This window comes from Lactobacillus sp. 3B(2020), from assembly GCF_013487845.1.
Lineage (GTDB): Bacteria > Bacillota > Bacilli > Lactobacillales > Lactobacillaceae > Limosilactobacillus > Limosilactobacillus alvi.
In genome coordinates this window covers 1,547,078-1,564,704 of the sequence record NZ_CP047410.1, presented here as the reverse complement: position 1 = coordinate 1,564,704, position 17,627 = coordinate 1,547,078, and the positions used below count along the sequence as shown (strand labels likewise).

General features: G+C 36.3%; 14 protein-coding genes. 12 read left to right on the top strand and 2 right to left on the bottom strand.

All coding sequences use genetic code 11. From position 1 onward, the window contains the following. Positions 1-48 precede the first annotated feature (48 nt). Entirely contained in the window at positions 49-585 is a 537-nt protein-coding gene (locus GTO83_RS07860) for a hypothetical protein (RefSeq protein ID WP_180870227.1), read from the bottom strand. Between the two features lie 383 nt (positions 586-968). On the opposite strand from GTO83_RS07860, the gene GTO83_RS07855 reads away from it, so the two are divergent. The 5 genes from GTO83_RS07855 to GTO83_RS07835 are packed head-to-tail and all read left to right on the top strand — an operon-like array spanning position 969 to position 6,356. After that, positions 969-2,000 carry an ABC-three component system protein gene (locus tag GTO83_RS07855; RefSeq protein WP_180870226.1) on the top strand — a complete coding sequence of 344 codons (1,032 nt, stop codon included), beginning with the start codon at positions 969-971 and terminating at the stop codon, positions 1,998-2,000. Next, positions 1,990-2,433, top strand: coding sequence for an ABC-three component system middle component 2 (locus tag GTO83_RS07850; protein WP_180870224.1), 444 nt, complete (start codon positions 1,990-1,992; stop codon positions 2,431-2,433). The genes GTO83_RS07855 and GTO83_RS07850 overlap by 11 nt, the downstream gene beginning before the upstream one ends. Continuing rightward, positions 2,426-4,249 carry an AAA family ATPase gene (locus GTO83_RS07845; protein ID WP_180870222.1) on the top strand — a complete coding sequence of 608 codons (1,824 nt, stop codon included), beginning with the start codon at positions 2,426-2,428 and terminating at the stop codon, positions 4,247-4,249. The genes GTO83_RS07850 and GTO83_RS07845 overlap by 8 nt, the downstream gene beginning before the upstream one ends. A 27-nt stretch (positions 4,250-4,276) precedes the next feature. Continuing rightward, positions 4,277-5,809, top strand: coding sequence for a class I SAM-dependent DNA methyltransferase (locus tag GTO83_RS07840; protein ID WP_180870220.1), 1,533 nt, complete (start codon positions 4,277-4,279; stop codon positions 5,807-5,809). After that, positions 5,799-6,356, top strand: a complete 558-nt coding sequence (locus GTO83_RS07835) for a restriction endonuclease subunit S (RefSeq protein WP_180870219.1) — start codon at positions 5,799-5,801, stop codon at positions 6,354-6,356. Before GTO83_RS07840 ends, GTO83_RS07835 begins: the two co-directional genes overlap by 11 nt. On the opposite strand, the gene GTO83_RS07830 is transcribed toward GTO83_RS07835, so the two are convergent. Further along, positions 6,353-6,913 (bottom strand): restriction endonuclease subunit S, encoded by a 561-nt coding sequence (locus GTO83_RS07830; protein ID WP_180870217.1) that lies wholly within the window; start codon positions 6,911-6,913, stop codon positions 6,353-6,355. The two genes, GTO83_RS07835 and GTO83_RS07830, sit on opposite strands and share 4 nt — an antisense overlap. A gap of 73 nt (positions 6,914-6,986) precedes the next feature. Here GTO83_RS07830 and xerA point away from each other — a divergent pair, with 73 nt between their 5' ends. The 7 genes from xerA (at position 6,987) to GTO83_RS07795 (ending at position 16,675) form a co-directional block, all read left to right on the top strand. After that, a complete protein-coding gene (gene xerA, locus GTO83_RS07825) occupies positions 6,987-7,955 on the top strand; it encodes a site-specific tyrosine recombinase/integron integrase (protein ID WP_180870215.1) in 969 nt (322 codons plus the stop codon). 6 nt (positions 7,956-7,961) lie between these two features. Further along, a complete protein-coding gene (locus GTO83_RS07820; protein WP_180870213.1) occupies positions 7,962-9,071 on the top strand; it encodes a restriction endonuclease subunit S in 1,110 nt (369 codons plus the stop codon). 52 nt (positions 9,072-9,123) lie between these two features. Continuing rightward, complete coding sequence (locus tag GTO83_RS07815) at positions 9,124-12,243, top strand: type I restriction endonuclease subunit R (protein ID WP_180872166.1); 3,120 nt, start codon at positions 9,124-9,126, stop codon at positions 12,241-12,243. 27 nt (positions 12,244-12,270) lie between these two features. After that, on the top strand, positions 12,271-13,071 hold the full coding sequence (locus tag GTO83_RS10990; RefSeq protein ID WP_255463113.1) for a hypothetical protein: 801 nt from the start codon (positions 12,271-12,273) through the stop codon (positions 13,069-13,071). Positions 13,072-13,847: 776 nt separating this feature from the next. After that, positions 13,848-14,009, top strand: coding sequence for a hypothetical protein (locus GTO83_RS07805; RefSeq protein ID WP_180870211.1), 162 nt, complete (start codon positions 13,848-13,850; stop codon positions 14,007-14,009). Further along, on the top strand, positions 13,999-15,189 hold the full coding sequence (locus tag GTO83_RS07800; protein ID WP_180870210.1) for a GIY-YIG nuclease family protein: 1,191 nt from the start codon (positions 13,999-14,001) through the stop codon (positions 15,187-15,189). Before GTO83_RS07805 ends, GTO83_RS07800 begins: the two co-directional genes overlap by 11 nt. 13 nt (positions 15,190-15,202) lie before the next feature. Beyond that, positions 15,203-16,675, top strand: coding sequence for an FRG domain-containing protein (locus GTO83_RS07795; protein ID WP_370524352.1), 1,473 nt, complete (start codon positions 15,203-15,205; stop codon positions 16,673-16,675). The last annotated feature ends 952 nt before the right edge of the window (positions 16,676-17,627 follow it).

The window sequence follows — 17,627 nt, the reverse complement described above, 5'->3', positions numbered from 1 at the left end:
AAAATCAGTGGTAAGGTTTCGTACCTTCCACTGATAGGCCATTCGCGTCTAAAAATTAAACGAGTTTGACCAAAATTTTTTGATCTTTTTGAAGAGAGCTTGTTTATGGTTGCTAAAGTTTTGAACTGACACATTTAACCGAGCCGCTAGTTCCTTATCTTTAAGCCGTTCTTCATTATTAGTGAGGGCATCGTAAACAAGTTGTTGAGGCTTAGTTAATTTTGGATAGATGGCCATTAACTTTTGGTGATCTGCCTCCTGCTTTGATAAACGTTCTTGTTCGTCAAACTTATCTAAGTAGATAGTTTCTGGAGTCTGCACTTCAGCCGTCAGTTGTTGAAGTGGGTCTCCACCAGCAGAAATCAGCTTGTTGTCAGGGTCATAAGCATCCAGGGATACTTTGTGCCGAGTATTTTTGTGGTCGACGTTATATTGATCATGTTTAAGATCGAGGACAACCACAGCTTGGTCTGCTGTCAGGGTTACGATTCGCTTGCCCATATTTTCGAGGCAAACAACTACTGAACCGTCTTCGTGCTTAGAAACAATTTCAACATCTGAGTTGTTGAATGAATTATTTAACATAAAAAACCTCCGATTGGATCTGACTGACCCGAAACGAAGGATTTAAAGGCAAAAAAATACTGGAAAAGTATGCTAAACAATCCTTAACGAAATACTTCGTTACGGGCTGCAGCTGGCATACCTTCCAGTGGTAGTTAAGTTGCAAAAGTTATTAAATTGGTGATGACCTGGATGAGCTGTCTAGCTTTGACAGCGACCATCAATTAGGGAACAAAAGTTTCAGAATTGATTTTGTGAAACAACACAAAAATGATAAAATTAAGGATACAGTGTAATATCTGAAGTTCTTTATTTCCTATGACTTTATGATATGTGAAAGTGAAATTTAAATACTCCAGAAAGTTACGTTAAAACTCCAAAAAAAAGTCGGAGGTTTTGGGGCATTGGTAAGATTCGATTTTGCTGAATATGCATTGATTTTAAAAAGATACATGATACATAAAAATGCCCTCGAATTAATCGGAGCCTTATATGATTCAATAGTTGTACCGTTAGATTTAAAGAACGAAAAAGGACCGTATAAAGGAGAATCAATTAAAGTCTCGTCTGGTAGGGCTAGTGAATTAATGAACAGAAAAGTAAATCCGCATAAAAGCATTATTAGTCATTCGGGTGATCCTAGAGTTCAATCTAAAATTAATTCATATTTTGAAGACTTGGTGATTCCGCTATTAATGGGTAATAAGCTGGATGAACTATCTAATGCTCTAATCGGAACAATCAAGCATGATGCTGAAATTCCTGAGGATACAAAAAAACTTCTTGATGAGTCAAGAAGTTCAGAGCTATCAGAATTTTTAGCTGAGTGTTTTCTGTATGTGTTAACAGTGGATAATACTGGGAAACCAGCTAAGAGTTTAAAGTCTATAAAAAATATTCCGCAAAGTACGCTATCCTATGATCCTTCTGACCACAAGTTGCATATCGATAATATTGAAATACCACTTTCGGAAAATTTGGTTGTACCTGAGAATGTAGGTGAAGAAGAGTTACCGTACTTGACTGCCTTATGTGAAGCCTATAGTGATAAATTGGGGCAAACTATTACTGTTCAAAATATTAAATCTTGCTCAAGTGAACGTGTAAAAATGGATTTTGAAGATGAACGCAATTACTTCAATAGTGTTCAAAGTAGGATACGTGGCATACGTGATGTTTATGCTGATACGGATAAACAATATGAAGTTTTAAAGAAAGAAGCTTATGAAGGCATAAAGGAGACCTATTATGATGACTACGATAATGGCTTCAAAAGACTTATGGAAGTTTTGAAAAAGATTACAAGTACGACATTAGGTGCTTCTGACTTGATGAAAATTAGTAATTTAATTGGTAATGCTGAGAAGAAAGGGCTGTGTCATGTTCTGGTTAATGATGGGAAGATACAGACGTGGGTAGATATCGATGAATGGTAAGTTGTTTAACGGCCCAATGGAATTACTTCTGAGGGCTTTAATTATTTTGACAATAAAAAGTCCATTAAATGTTGATCATATTTCTATGATTGACTTTGTTAGCACTTATGGAAGATATTTTGGAATATCAGAAAATAATCTTCACGGTGATAATGAATTTGGTCTTCAGGAATTTTCATTAAGGCGAGAATTGATGAACGATGCAATCCGACAAGCTGTCCTTAAGGGTTTAATTGAAATCGTTGAGAATCAAGATGGATTTAGTTATAAATTATCTACTAATGGAACAAGGGTATATTCAGAAATTTCTAAGAGTATGTATGCTTTGGAATATTCTGAAAATGCTAAAAAGGCGGAAAATATAGTAGCCGTGAGCAACAAAGAGTTTATGGAAATGATAGATAACAAATTATGGGGTGGTAGTATTGTTTAACGGCTTATTTATAAAGTCAATCACAGCTTCTGGACCAAATGTTGAAACTTCTACAGTATCACTAAAAAATGGATTGAATATAATATCTGGACCTTCAAATACTGGGAAAACAGGTATAGTTCGCTGTATATTGTATGTTTTAAACAAACATTGGAAAACTGATGGAGAGAAATATTTTCCTTTTGCTGAAAAATATGGGTATAAAGAGGTTTCAGTTGAATTTGTTAATGATGATGGATATGCATTATTTACGCGTGGTATCGACGACAAAAACGTAAATATTAAGAGTAATATACCAGGAATAAAAAATGGCTTTATAGGTATCAGTAGCAAGAAGGAAAACCTAAATGATATTATCCTAAAGTTAATTGGAATTAATGAACGACATCAAGTTCCGAAAAATACAAAATACGCTACACAAAGTCTTACTTGGAATGGTGTATCTAGTCTTTGGTATCTTGACGAGGAGAGTATCACTCAGAGTAATCCAATTATGCTACCCGGGCAAGTAATTCAAAGAACAGCTTTTCTATCTTCGCTACTGTTTATGATAACGGGAAAAGAAATTGATATACCCGAGGGAATCAAGGATCCTAAAATTAGTAAGGCTAAGAAAGACGCTGTTAAATCGCAGTTAAAATTACAATTACAAGAAATCGGGGAAAAGACAAAAGAATTATCAGAAGCCCTGATTTCCTCTCCTATAAATAGTATCGAAGATAAATTTAATAATTTATTGGAAGAAATTAAAGAGGTAGAGAAAGCAGTATCTAATCAAATAAGTGAAATTAAGGAAGTCCAGAGTAATATTACAGAAATTAATCAAAAAGTAATAGATGCTACTGTCTATATTTCTAGATATGATGATTTAAAAACTCAATATATAGCAGACATAAAGCGACTTAGTTTCATTGTAGATGGTGAAAAGGCTGTTAATAGTATTCCTGAAAACAAAGAATGTCCTTTTTGCCACCATGAAATCACCTCTATAGAAGGTCATTCGCACATAGATGCGGCTAATGCGGAGCTGGGGAGAATATTAGAACAACTGGATGGGCTTAAAAAATCTACTGACAATGTTACGGATAAAAGAAAAAAGTTGTTGAGACAATTAGAATATCTAAAAGAAAAAAGAGACAGTTTAAATGATATTTTGAGGCGAGAGCTAAAACCTAAGTTAGAGAATTTAACCAATTTAAAAAAGGATTATCAGGGGTATATCAGCTTAAAAAGTCAACTAGATGTTTATCGTCAAATGAGCAGTGACTGGACTAATAGAATCATTGAAATTGAGAAAGATAGCAAAAAAATTCATCAATATCATCCTAAAGAACATTTTCCAGATAACTTTGCGAATGATATTAGTAGCTACGCACGCGATATATTAACAAGATGTAATTATGGGAACTTGAATTCTGTAATTTTCAATCTTGATACTTTTGAAATTGAAATAAATGGTAACGAAAAATCAGAAGTGAATGGGAAAGGATACAGATCATTTTTGAATACTGTAGTTAATTTGTCTTTCAGAAGGTATATGGCACTGAAATCAGTATATAAAACTGGAACAGTTATTATAGACACACCATTTTTAGGCCTAGATCAAGGTGAAGAGAATAATACCCCAGACGGATTAAAAAACGGGTTAATCCAGTACTTGAACAATTCTCAAAATGAAGGACAAGTGATTCTTATTGAAAATTCCGATGCAATGCCATCGATTGATAATTTCAAGCAAGACAATATTAATTTCATTAAGTTTACGAAAAATAAGGATAAAGGAAGATATGGTTTCTTATTGAATGTACCAAAATAATTAAGTGGAGATAGGTGAACAATAGATATGGCAACAAAGTCAAAAGAATTAAGTATTGAAGATAAGCTTTGGCAAACGGCTGATGCATTGCGTGGTAGCATGGACTCATCTGAATATCGAAATGTTGTTTTAGGGTTGATTTTCTTAAAATATGTTTCAGATTCGTTTGAAACCAAATATGAAGAGTTGATGAAATCAGATTATCCAGAAGATGCGGAAGATCCTGATATGTACTTATCAGAAAATATTTTCTGGGTTCCACAAGAAGCTCGCTGGTCATTAATTCAAAAGTCAGCAAAGACCCCACAAATTGGTGAAATTATTGATGGCGCTATGGATGCAATTGAGAAAAATAATGATTCATTACGTGGCGTTTTAAGTAAAAATTACTCTTCACCAGATTTAGATAAAACACGGTTAGGTGAAGTGGTCGACTTAATTTCAGATATTACCTTGGTTAACAAGCATGAAAAACATTCGGATGTGTTGGGAAGAGTATATGAATACTTCCTTAATCAATTTGCTTCTAGCGAAGGTAAAAAAGGTGGTGAATTCTATACCCCACAATCAATTGTGCGGACGCTCGTTGAGATGATTGAACCCTACAAAGGGAGAATCTATGACCCTTGTTGTGGTTCTGGAGGGATGTTTGTTCAATCGGATAAATTCGTTCAAGAACACCAAGGAAAGATTGGCGACTTATCTGTTTATGGTGAAGAGTCTAATCCGACTACTTGGAAATTAGCTAAGATGAACTTGGCAATTCGAGGGATTGATAATAATCTTGGACCACATCAAGGTGACACTTTTACTAATGATCTACACAAAGGTGAAAGATTTGATTTTATCTTAGCTAATCCACCATTTAACGTAAAAAATTGGAATGGTGACAAATTAAGAGAAGATGCTCGCTGGCAATATGGTGTTCCACCTGTTGGTAATGCCAACTATGCTTGGATTGAACATATTATTAGTAAATTAGCGCCTGACGGGAAAGCTGGATTCGTATTAGCTAACGGCGCTTTGTCGACATCTACGAAGGAAGAGTATGCTATCCGGAAAGCCATTCTCGAAGATGACAAGATTGATGCGATCGTTGCCTTACCGGATAAAATGTTCTATTCCACTGGCATCCCGGTTTCACTTTGGTTTATTGATATGAATAAGAAATCTGAGGATGAAAGAAATCGAAAAGGTGAAACTTTATTTATCGATGCACGTAATCTTGGTGAAATGATTGATCGCACTCACCGGGCATTCTCTAAGGAAGATATTAAAAAGGTAGCTGACACATACCATGCATATCGTGGTACCAATGATCAAGAGTACAAGAATGTTCCCGGATTTTGTAAGGTAGCTAAACTAGATGAAATTGCAAAAAATGATTACGTATTAACCCCTAGTAGGTACGTTGGCTTGGCAAAGCAACAAGATGATGGGGAACCATATGAAGTCAAGATGGCTCGTCTGACTGGAGAATTGAAAAAACAGTTTGAGGAGAGTAATAAACTCCAAGCTGAAATAAAAGATGTATTGAAGGAACTTGGATATGAGATTTGATAGTTTATGTAATATCTGTACAACCGTAACAGATTATGTAGCTAATGGTAGTTTTAAAGCATTAAAAGAAAACGTATCACATAAAAACGCTCAAGATGGTTATGCAATTTTAATTAGGTTAGCTGACTACAGGAATAAATTTAAAGGGCCCTTTGAATATATAGATAGACATGGTTATAACTTTCTCAGTAAAACTAAACTTTATGGTAATGAGATTATAATTTCAAATGTAGGCGCACATTTAGGCACTGTTTTCCGTACACCAACGCTTGGAACCCCCATGTCTCTCGGCCCTAATGCAATTTTATTAAAGACAAAATATATTGATGATTATTACTATTATTTTTTTACTAGTAAGAAAGGTCAGGCTTTACTTAAGACTATTGTTTCCGGAAGTGCACAGCCAAAGTTTAATAAAACCGATTTAAAAAAGCTTATAGTTCCTGTACCAAGTTTAGATGAACAAAATAAAATTTCTCGAAAGCTTTTAGCCATTGATAAAAAAATTCAAATAAATGAGCAAATAAATGATAATTTAGTGGCTTAAAAGTAGTGCTCTAATAACTCCTGTTTCAGCTTAGATAAGATAATATTTTCGTCTTCTAGGCTTCTTATCTTTGAAAATATTGGTTTCATCCGGCTATCAAATCTAGTCAATTCACAATCATCTGGTGCTTTAATGGTTAAAGAATTTAGATTTCTTTGTGATATTTTCTTTTGAACCGCTCCAGTAACTATTCCTTTAATATTTCTTTGTAGGAAGAACAAATAAAGCCATTCAGTTGAAACATTCTTTCCCTGTAAAACATGGGCATGGTTATTTGGCCAGAATCTACCATGTATATATTGCAAAATAGGGAATCCGTTCTGGTCTTGGACAGTTCCATCCTCTCCAAGTAATAGATATATCCCGTCGAAATTATACTTATTTATATAATCGTTAACAGATGTCGCACCTATATACCTATATTTCCCGGGAATCTGGCTTCGTTGCTTTTTGGAAAGTGGCTTCCTATTTCTGTCGTAATTTTTAATATAGGAACCAATTTCATCAGTGCCCTCATTTACATTAGGGAACATTTCCTTAAATATAGTTTTCGCCAACTCAAGCAAATTATCATTTAGCCATGAACCAACACTGTGTGGTGTAATAGTCTTAAAAACGGAGATTTAAACCATGCAGAAAATAGAGGTAGATCGAGTGGTCAGGGAAATGCTGCCATATTTAAACAATCAGCAGCTAATGAGGCTGAAAACGGTGTTAAGTAGCCTTACCGATACTACAATTAGAAACGAGATGGACGACAATGAGGTACTACTGGAGCGGTATTTTGCAGCTAAACGGACCGAGGGATGTTCTGAAAAGTCACTAAAGTACTATAAAGCGACCTTAACCAAAGTATTGGCTGCAATTGGTAAGAATGCCAAAGAGATCGTAACTGATGAACTAAGAGATTACTTAACCAACTATCAAGCAGTTCACGCGTCCAGCAAAGTGACGATTGATAACATCAGGCGCATTATGTCTAGTTTCTTTAGCTGGCTTGAAGATGAGGACTACATTGTCAAAAGTCCAGTACGGCGGATTCATAAGGTAAAGGTATCGACCACGGTAAAAGAAACTTATTCTGATGAAGAATTAGAAAAATTACGTGATAGTTGTACCCAAATGCGAGATTTAGCAATGATTGACTTCTTGGCTTCAACCGGAATCCGGGTTGGAGAATTGGTACTGCTAAATCGTGAAGATATTGATTTTCAAGAGCGCGAATGTGTGGTGTTTGGTAAGGGAAATAAAGAACGGATTGCCTACTTTGATGCCCGTTCAAAATTGCACTTGCAAAAATATCTGAATAGTAGAGACGACAGTGAACCAGCTTTATTTGTTTCGCTAAACAAAAACCGGACCAGGTTGACGATTGGCGGAGTGGAATCGCGGCTTAAAACATTAGGCCAGAAAGTAGGGATAGTGAGAGTCTATCCACACAAATTTAGGAGGACGCTTGCAACAACGGCAATTGATAAGGGAATGCCAATTGAGCAATTGCAGCAACTATTAGGACATAAGCGGATTGACACAACCTTGCATTACGCAATGGTTAAGCAGCAAAACGTGAAGATAGCACATCGAAAGTATATAGGGTGATTTAATGTGAAAGTAAGACTAGGTGAAGTTATTCAACTTAATCCACGAGAACAGTTACCTAAAGGAAAAGTAGCTAAAAAAATTGCTATGGATAATTTGAAACCATTTTCCAGAGAAATTGCTGGATATGAAATGGGTGCTTATAACGGTGGAACAAAATTTAGGAATGAAGATACATTGTTAGCCCGAATCACTCCTTGTCTGGAAAATGGAAAAACGGCATATGTAAATATATTAGATTCGGAAGAAGTTGCATTTGGATCTACGGAGTACTTTGTACTTAGGGCAAAGAAAGAGTTAATTGATCCACTTTATTTATATTATTTAAGTATTTCAAACGATTTTAGGAATGTTGCTATTAAGTCTATGACTGGTACATCAGGAAGACAGCGGGCCCAAAAAGAAGCTATTTTGAATTATGAATTTGATTTGCCAAGTTTGAGTGACCAGAGAAAAATAGCCCATATTATAGGTTGTTTAGACGACAAAAAAGTTTTGAATAACAGGATAAATGATAATTTAGACGCATTATTAACCACTATTTTTAATGATCATATGGAAAGAGCTAGTTTTGAGGAAGCAAGTCTAACAGATATTGCCACTTATAAGAACGGGCTTGCAATGCAAAAATATAGGCCTGAAAATCATAAGCAAAGTTTACCAGTGCTTAAGATCAAAGAACTAAATCAAGGCCATACTGACGACTCCTCAGATAGATGTTCAGCACATATTGATGAAAGTGTAATCGTTCATACAGGCGATATTATATTTTCGTGGTCTGGAACACTTCTCGTAAAAAACTGGTCAGGCAGAACCGCCGGTTTGAATCAGCACCTATTCAAAGTCACTTCAAAACATTATCCTGATTGGTTTATTTATGAATGGACTAAACACCATTTGTGTAAGTTTCAGGCGATCGCATCTGGTAAAGCAACAACTATGGGACATATTAAGAGAAGTGATTTAAAATCTTCGCAAGTCCTTATACCTAACAAGAATGAACTAGATATGTTAGATGCTAAAATGAACCCTTTTTACAACCAACGTATAGAACTTATTAAAGAGAATCAACGGCTAGTGGATCTTAAACAAACGTTACTGCAAAAATACTTCTAAGCCACTAAATTATCATTTACCGTACCAAGTAAAGAAAGGAGCGTGATTCGTTATCACAAAAGGATTTTTATTAGAAGCAGACGTTGAAAACCTTGCATTAGATACTTTAGAGCAAGTTGGTTACAAGGTTTATAAGAGCCCAAGTCCAACCGCACCACATCCAGAAATCGATGCGATGCGTGATAATAACCATACAGTAGCAATTTTAACTACCGTTGTTGAACAAACTATACGTCGACTGAATCCAGGATACCCGGACGAAATTTATCGCGAAGCTTTACGACAATTAACTCGTTTAGCAGATAATCCAGATTTAATGGTTAACAATCATTACTTCCACAAATTATTAATCGAAGGGATTCGTGTCAAAACGACAGTTAATGGTGAAAACCGGACTGAAGTACTATATCCTATTGATTTTAATCAGATTGAACGGAATAGTTTTATTGCGACCAATCAGTTCACTTTTAAAGGAAGCCATGAACGACGTCCTGATACGACAATCTTCGTTAACGGGTTACCAGTGGTCAATTTTGAGTTCAAGGATGCAAGTAACCCAAATGTAAGCATTACTAATGCTTATCGACAATTGCAGACTTACAAAGCAGAAATCCCAGATTATCTTAAATATAATGAAATTTTAGTTGCTTCGGATGGACTTAACTCACGAGCCGGATCATTAACTGCTGGATTTGACCGCTTTATGCGGTGGCGTGCACCTAAAAACATTTCAACAGGTGATGACCTAGAGTTAGAAGTTATGATTAAGTATATGTTGAGCCCGAAAGACTTACTTAATCTAATTGAGAACTTTATTATCTTTGAAACTGATGGAGATAGTACGATTAAGATTTTAGGTGCTTATCATCAGTACTACATGGTCAACAAAGCTGTTCAAGCGTCTAAACGAGCTCTTAATAATCCTGAAGATAAGCGAATTGGGGTAGTTTGGCATACAACTGGTTCGGGTAAAAGCTTATCAATGGTGTTCTTTTCCAGTATTGTGGCTAGAAAACTCAATAACCCAACATTGCTGGTGATCAATGACCGGAATGATTTAGATGACCAATTATTTGACACTTTTGCTACTGCCCATGAATTTCTTCGGCAAACACCGGAACACGCTGAATCGAGCGAAGAATTACGCAAGTTTATGGATAAGCAATCTGGAGGAATCGTCTTTTCTACCATTCAGAAGTTCTCACCTGACTTCGAACGTGGTGAAACTGAAATGCCAGTATTAACTAATCGGAGTGATGTAATTGTAATTGCTGATGAAGCCCACCGAACTCAATATGGGATGCGGGCTAAAATTACTGATAATGGTCTTCGCTATGGTTTTGCCAAGTACTTACGTGATGCTTTACCAAATGCATCATTTATTGGATTTACAGGAACACCAATTTCTACAGCTGATAAGTCTACTGTTGCAGTCTTTGGTAAGTATATTGATGTTTATGATATTACTCAAGCAGTTAATGATAAAGCAACTGTTAAAATTTACTATGAGAGTCATGTCTTCCCACTGAAGTTAAAAAAGGATGCCCAGGAAAAGTACCAACAACTGCTTAAAGAAGCTAACTTAAATGATGATCCAAATTTAGAAGAGAACGCTCGGCGTAATCGAGAGTTTTCGCGTCTTGAAGCTTTAGCGGGAGCTCAACCACGTCTGGAAAGTATTGCTAAGCATTTTGTCGAACACTTTGAGACTCGTCAAAAAGAAGCTTTTGGTAAGGCGATGATTGTTGAAATGTCACGTCGAAATGCTGTACGTCTTTATAACGAGATTGTAAAACTTCGCCCTGAGTGGGATAGCGATGACCTAGACAAAGGGAAAATCAAAGTTGTTATGACTTCTTCGGCTGCCGATGGTCCAGAAATGGCAAAATTCCAAACTAGTAAGTCTGAACGCCGGATTCTTCAAAAACGTATGAAGGATAATAATGACGAGTTACAGATTGTGATTGTAGTTGATATGTGGCTAACCGGATTTGATGTGCCATCGATGAACACAATGTATATTGATAAACCGATGAAGGGACACAATTTAATTCAAGCAATCGCACGGGTTAATCGTGTTTTCAAAGATAAGGATAGTGCACTTATTGTTGACTACATTGGAATTGCTGAAAATCTAAAGGATGCTTTAAATATTTATTCTACCGAGGATCAAGGCCAAGTTGGGGTTAACATGAAAAAGGCACTGGCTCTTTTAAAAGAGAAGTACGATATCATTACAAATGACTTCTTGTATGGTGTTGATTACTCAGACTTTGACTCCGAAGATGGGATAGTACGATTGAAGGTAACTCGTCGAGTAGCTAATGAAATTCTGCATGAGAATGATGAAACTCAAAAGAAGTTTCTAGATGTCGTTACAGAATTGCAAAAGGCATATGCTTTAACTTCAACACAACCAGAAGCTCAAGCTTACGGTAAAGAAATAGCATTTTTTAAGACGGTTAAAGTGTTTATTCAAAAGCTAAAGCAACCAGATGATCAACAAGCCGGAGATAGTGGACATGCTGATGTAGATTACCGAATGCAACAGTTGCTAGATCAATCTATCATTTCAGAGCCAAACGTTGATATTTATAATCAGTTAGGTATTGAAAGACAAAGCGTTGATTTGATTTCGGATGAATTCTTGCAACATGTGAATAATATGCAAGAAAAGGATGTGGCGATTGTTTTATTAGAAAAGTTGCTTAAAGGTAAAATTAAAGCAATGACTAGAACTAATAAAGTGACATCACAGAAATTTGAAGAGATGCTTAAGAAGTCAATTGATGAATATAACAAACGTGGAATTACTAGTGAACTTGTTATCCGTAAATTAATCGAAATGGCCAAAAACATTAATAAAGAGCAAGAGAAGGGGAAAGACCTCGGTTTAACCCCTGAGGAAGTTGCTTTCTATGATGCTTTGGCTGATCATGAAAAAGCGGTTCAAGTATTAGGGGAAGAAAAGCTTCACTTAATTGCGCAAGAATTAGTGAAATTGGTTAAAGAAGAATCTGGTGTGGACTGGGAAAAGCGTCGTAATATTCAGGCAAAGATGAGAGTTGCCGTTAAACATCTATTACGGAAATATGGTTATCCGCCTGATATTGCTCCTCAAGCTATTAATACCGTAGTTGAACAAGCAGAATTGATGGCATCAAATGATTGATAAGGAAGTTTATTTTTGAGGTTATTAATGAAAGTTGATAAATCAGAATTAAAAATTGTAGATTCTAGGAAAATTGGTCTTGTAATTAAAGTCGTTGAGGAAGAGTACCTACAGGACGCATTATCTGGTAAGTTATTCTTTGGTTCACTAGGTACTTATAGAGATGTTGAGAATGACAAAGGCGATAAAGTTATTGGTGATATGAATGAGGGACAGTTGTTTTCTAGATTCAAAGCATCTAAAACTATTATCAAATTAATTAACTGTAGGAAAAATGATAGTATGATTATTGAAATACCGATGGATATGCAGAAAGAGAATGTGACCCACAGATTTAAGATGAACACAGATAAGAACATCGGTATTTGTAGTTTTACTTATCTGAGTTTAGATGACTTTAAGGAATACCGTTATGAAAATGATCGTACTTATTTTGAACTGCGACAATCTGCAATGGATGATATAGATCAGTTTGTTAAGGCGAAGGAAAAGCTTACTGGACATAAATGTAAAATAGTTGTTTTTAAAAATGAGTTTTGGGATTGTTTGCATAAAAGTAGTAATTTAGATTTTGATTTTGTAGAATATTATGATTCTAAGAATCCTGAAGAAGTAATCAAACTTGAAAATAGAAAAAAACCTATGTATTTTTGTAAATCAAATAATTATAAATCTCAAAGGGAATTCCGAGTTGCAAAAGAACTGGGTAAAGAAAGTAAGGGTGAGATAGTTAATTTTAAATCTAAAGAAAATATTGGCATACAAGTTACCTTACCAGAATTAAAGAAATACGTGCTTATAGCAGAAGGATTAGTCAAATTAGATTAATTAATATGTCTTGAAAAGTATTATTAGGAATTTTTGACCATTTTCCTCAAACCGCCATAAACCAAATTGGCCCATCAGACACAAGTGTGTTCATGATGGGCCAATTGTGGATATTAGCGGTGGAAAGTTGAGAGATTGTAAGAACGTTGATTTGGTAACCTTTAGGCATGTCTTAGGCTTGACGGCAAGGTTGCCGGGACACGTTGAGAGCGTTACTTTGCTTGAGCGCGACTAGCAGGAGCGTGAAAGCTTAGAAACGCTCCACGCGATAGGTTCCCAAGAACGAGGAATGTGAGTGACGAGTGATTGGTTAGAACCGAACCGCCGAGAGTTTTACTTTGCTTGAGCGCGACTAGCAGGAGCGTGAAAGCTTAGAAACGCTCCACGCGATAGGTTCCCAAGAATGAGGAGCAAAGCGACGAGTGATTGGCTAGAACCGAACCGTCGAGAGTTTTACTTTGCTTGAGCGCGACTAACAGGAGCGTAAAAGCTTAGAAACGCTCCACGCGATAGGTTCCCAAGAACGAGGAATGTGAGTGACGAGTGATTGGTTAGAACCGAACCGCCGAGAGTTTTACTTTGCTTGAGCGCGACTAACAGGAGCGTGAAAGCTTAGAAACGCTCCACGCGATAGGTTCCCAAGAACGAGGAATGTGAGTGACGAGTGATTGGTTAGAACCGAACCGCCGAGAGTTTTACTTTGCTTGAGCGCGACTAACAGGAGCGTGAAAGCTTAGAAACGCTCCACGCGATAGGTTCCTAAGAACAATGAGGAATTGGCAATTCTTTACCCACAAATTAAGCAGTTCATATTGGATCATAACGGTCAATATCCAAGTAAAGAATCTAATGATGACTTGGAAGTCAAATATGCATATGCTTTAGCTAAGTTACGTGATCTAAGAGCACGGAGAAAGGCGGCAGAAAATGGCAAGTAGGCAATATCGAACCTTAGATGATATTTTTAGTGATCCAGAATTAGATGAAATCCTCAAGCCATTAGAAAAGAAGCCCAAGCTCAAGGCGATGGATCCGGATGTCCATTCTTTTGAAGAAGTACAGGACTGGGTTCGTGAACATGGCCGAAAGCCTGAAAATACGCGGTCAGATCTTACTGAACGACGAATGTTTCACCGATTGAAGGGGATGCAAAAGAAATATGATAAGCTGCATGACTATGATGAGCTGGGACTATTAGTGGCAGAGGATAAAAGTGTCTACAAACAATTAGCTGAAGAAGTTAAAAAAGACACCAATACTAAGTCCTTTAACACTCTAGATGATGTCCTGAATGATGATTCAATTTTATTTGATGATCTGGATAATATAGGATCTGACGAGCCAAAGTTTTTTGATACTGAGAAGGTTACTCGTAAGCAGGATAATAATCCAGACGCAGTTGCTCAACGTCAAAAGATGGACAACTTTGATGAGTATAAGCAAATGTTCCGAGCAGTCCAAAAGGATATTGCTAGTGGTCGACGTCAATTGCTACCTTTTAGGAACTATGAGATTTTGCTTCACCATTTTTATGTCCTACGGGGGCAACTTATTTATATTGAAGCATTTGGTGAAGATATCCAAAAGGATAATAAGAACGGTTCGTATAAAGATAAGCGAGTTCATGTTATTTATGAAAATGGAACTGAAAACAATGTTTTATTCAGGGGGCTAGGCTCATCACTTTATGGCCGTGGCGGTAAGATTGTTAGTGAACCTGAAAATGATGACATCAAGTTAACAGCTGATGATTACGAAACCGGCTATATTTACGTACTGAAATCATTAAGTAAGGATCCACAAATCTCAGAAATTAAATCACTTTACAAGATTGGCTTTACAGCTAGTAGCGTGAAGAAGCGAATTGCTAATGCTGAGAATGAACCAACTTATCTGTACGCCCCAGTAAAGCTAATTGAGCAATTCCAAGTGATCAATCTAGATCCTGAAGCCTTAGAAACTGCTATTCACCATACCTTAGCAAATTATCGTCTTGACGTAGATATTAAAGCACCAAATGGGAGAATGATTACTCCAAGAGAATGGTTTGTAGTAGATCTTCCAAAGGTTGAAGAGATTATTAACACGATTGTGGCGAGACTGCAAAGTGAACAATAGGTAGGAGGCTAGAATTCTGAAAGAAAATCAAGTTAACTCTATTGACGAGTATTTAAATTATCTTGATAAGTATAAGTCTTATAAAGAAGAAGGACAGCTTTTCTTTAGAGGACAGTTATCAAAATTTCCAAATATGATTCCATCAGTTGCCAGAGATAATAAAGTATTTACCAATGAATATCAGTATTACCAAAAATACGAGAATTTTCATAAGAGTGTTGTACAGAATTTAGCCAGAATGCAACATGATGGTAATCCTACTCGATTCCTGGATTTTACTACTGATCCCTTAGTTGCATTATTTTTTGCTACTCAGTCCAGTTTGAGGGAGGATGCCAGTGTATATTTATTTATTCGGCAGGCTTTTGATGCCAATAGTAAAGAGGTAAGGTTATCGGCGTTTATAGCCTCTCAAAAAGACCGTAATTTAAAGCAGTTGGTAAAAACATTTAATGAAGAAGAGAAAGAATCTATAAGTGTTGCAGAGGCAAAAATGATTTTAAGTCGTGGTATCTTTGTAAAACCTAACACGATAAAAGATCCTGATAACTTGAGAATGTTAAGGCAAGAGGGAACTTTTGCAATTCCAGGTAACTTGATAGAAAAAGAATATATTACTGAAATCTCCCCTTTTGAAAATGATTTATCATTTGAGGAAATAGTTATTCCTTTTGAGTATCAAGAAGAAATCAGAAAGGGATTAGTACGGCGAGGTTATACTAGAGAAAAACTATTAGGAGAAGCTGACAGAACAATAAAATATGATTGCTTATCTGAAAGTGATATCAGTCAAATTAATCCAAGGTATATTCAAAAGGCTTATTGCCAGTACTCCGTGACTGTTGAATCAAAAGAATTTATGACAGTTGGAGAAATGGAGCAGTTGGGATACAGGATTTCAAAAGATAGTAAAGCGGATTCTATCTGGATTTGGTTTAGAAGACCGGATAATGATAGTGGTAATAATATTTTAATCCAACACTGGTACAAGGAGAGCGTGAATAAGTACGATTGGAGTGGGAGTCAATATAAAGATCTTACTTTAGATGAGACAAAATGCGACTCTTACATTACTTACGAATACTTTAAAGCAAACTATTACCGTATCAATTATAAGCATTTACCTAATAATCCAAAGGCAAAGTTAGTTAATTTAGAAGTAGTGTATAAAAACTCAAAATTACTTTTAAAGACAAACTTGTTAAAGGGGACAAAATTGAGCCTGTCCTATAGGGTCAATGATAATGTTGAAAAGTCAGTAAAGTTGGAAGTATCTGAACCGGTAACATCTATTGACGTTCAAAGTTATAAAGAAGTTAGAAAGCTCGAAGTTGAAGTTATAATGATAGTCCCAATTTTACAAAACCAAAGCATAATAAAAAACTATGGTATTGATTTTGAAAAAATAAAGGGTGATTTTATTCAAAGAAATGAAAATGGACCATCCGTTGGCTATAAAAAGTTTGTATTCAATTGTGGTCTATAGCGAAGGTGATTGGAAATTAGCCAACTCCACTATCAAATATAAATGATGATTTATAAAAGCCTGCATCCCTTGCCATTAAGAAACTTAGCATGTTCGATTTGCCCAGAGCACTCACGGTACGTTGAGAGTATCACAGTATTATCAAGGAGCTGAAAGCGACGAAGAGAATACTAGTGATACTCCACGCGATAGGTTCCCAAGAACGAGGAATGTGAGTGACGAGTGATTGGTTAGAACCGAACCGCCGAGAGTGTTACTGTCCTAGAGAAAACCAACTAAGCCGCGTCATGGCGGGCTTAGCTAAAGATTTGAGTGTACCTTACTTGTGAAGACATTTTTCGCAAAGGGTACACTTTTTTTGATACCTTTTTTAAAAGAATGCTGACATATCAGTGTTTGTGGTACTTGAGTAGGCGATGTTCCCACTAGACAAACCCAGTGAAGATATACTGGGATACTAAAAGGCGTGTAAAGTGTTGGTATTACTGGGATTGAGTTAGTTTTTTGAAAATGGTATCGGAACCCCATTTTTCACAAAGTTTGGGTCGATTTTAGCCAAAAAAGGCTAATTTTAGCAGTTCATATTCCCACAGACTGATTGCGTGTGTTCCACAGACACATAGGAGAGTGAGGGAAAGTCCTAGAAAAATAGCTGAAAGCCTTGGTAGACATGGGATGGTACGGGTGGAGTGTGAGAAAATAATTGATTTTGAGAGTAAAGTAAAGCTCCCAACCTCAAAACTACTGAGACTAGGAGCTGCTTTTCTGTATCTTCAGGTTTAGCAGTCGATGGTGATTTCTTCACTGTCCATGAAAGTGAACTTGTAAGTCTTGTCGTTGATCTGGATTTTCTCAATGTATAAGCTGACTAACTTGGGCTCAAATTCCAGTAAGCCGACACGCGCAGTTGCTTGACATCATTGTGGTAACCTTTAATTTTAGTAATGGTCGA

Excerpts from the sequence above, each read along its gene's own strand:
- GTO83_RS07850 (WP_180870224.1), top strand. The coding sequence starts at position 1,990 with ATGAATGGTAAGTTGTTTAACGGCCCAATGGAATTACTTCTGAGGGCT.
- GTO83_RS07835 (WP_180870219.1), top strand. The coding sequence starts at position 5,799 with ATGAGATTTGATAGTTTATGTAATATCTGTACAACCGTAACAGATTAT.
- xerA (WP_180870215.1), top strand. The coding sequence starts at position 6,987 with ATGCAGAAAATAGAGGTAGATCGAGTGGTCAGGGAAATGCTGCCATAT.
- GTO83_RS07800 (WP_180870210.1), top strand. The coding sequence starts at position 13,999 with ATGGCAAGTAGGCAATATCGAACCTTAGATGATATTTTTAGTGATCCA.
- GTO83_RS10990 (WP_255463113.1), top strand. The coding sequence starts at position 12,271 with ATGAAAGTTGATAAATCAGAATTAAAAATTGTAGATTCTAGGAAAATT.
- GTO83_RS07860 (WP_180870227.1), bottom strand. The coding sequence starts at position 585 with ATGTTAAATAATTCATTCAACAACTCAGATGTTGAAATTGTTTCTAAG.
- GTO83_RS07840 (WP_180870220.1), top strand. The coding sequence starts at position 4,277 with ATGGCAACAAAGTCAAAAGAATTAAGTATTGAAGATAAGCTTTGGCAA.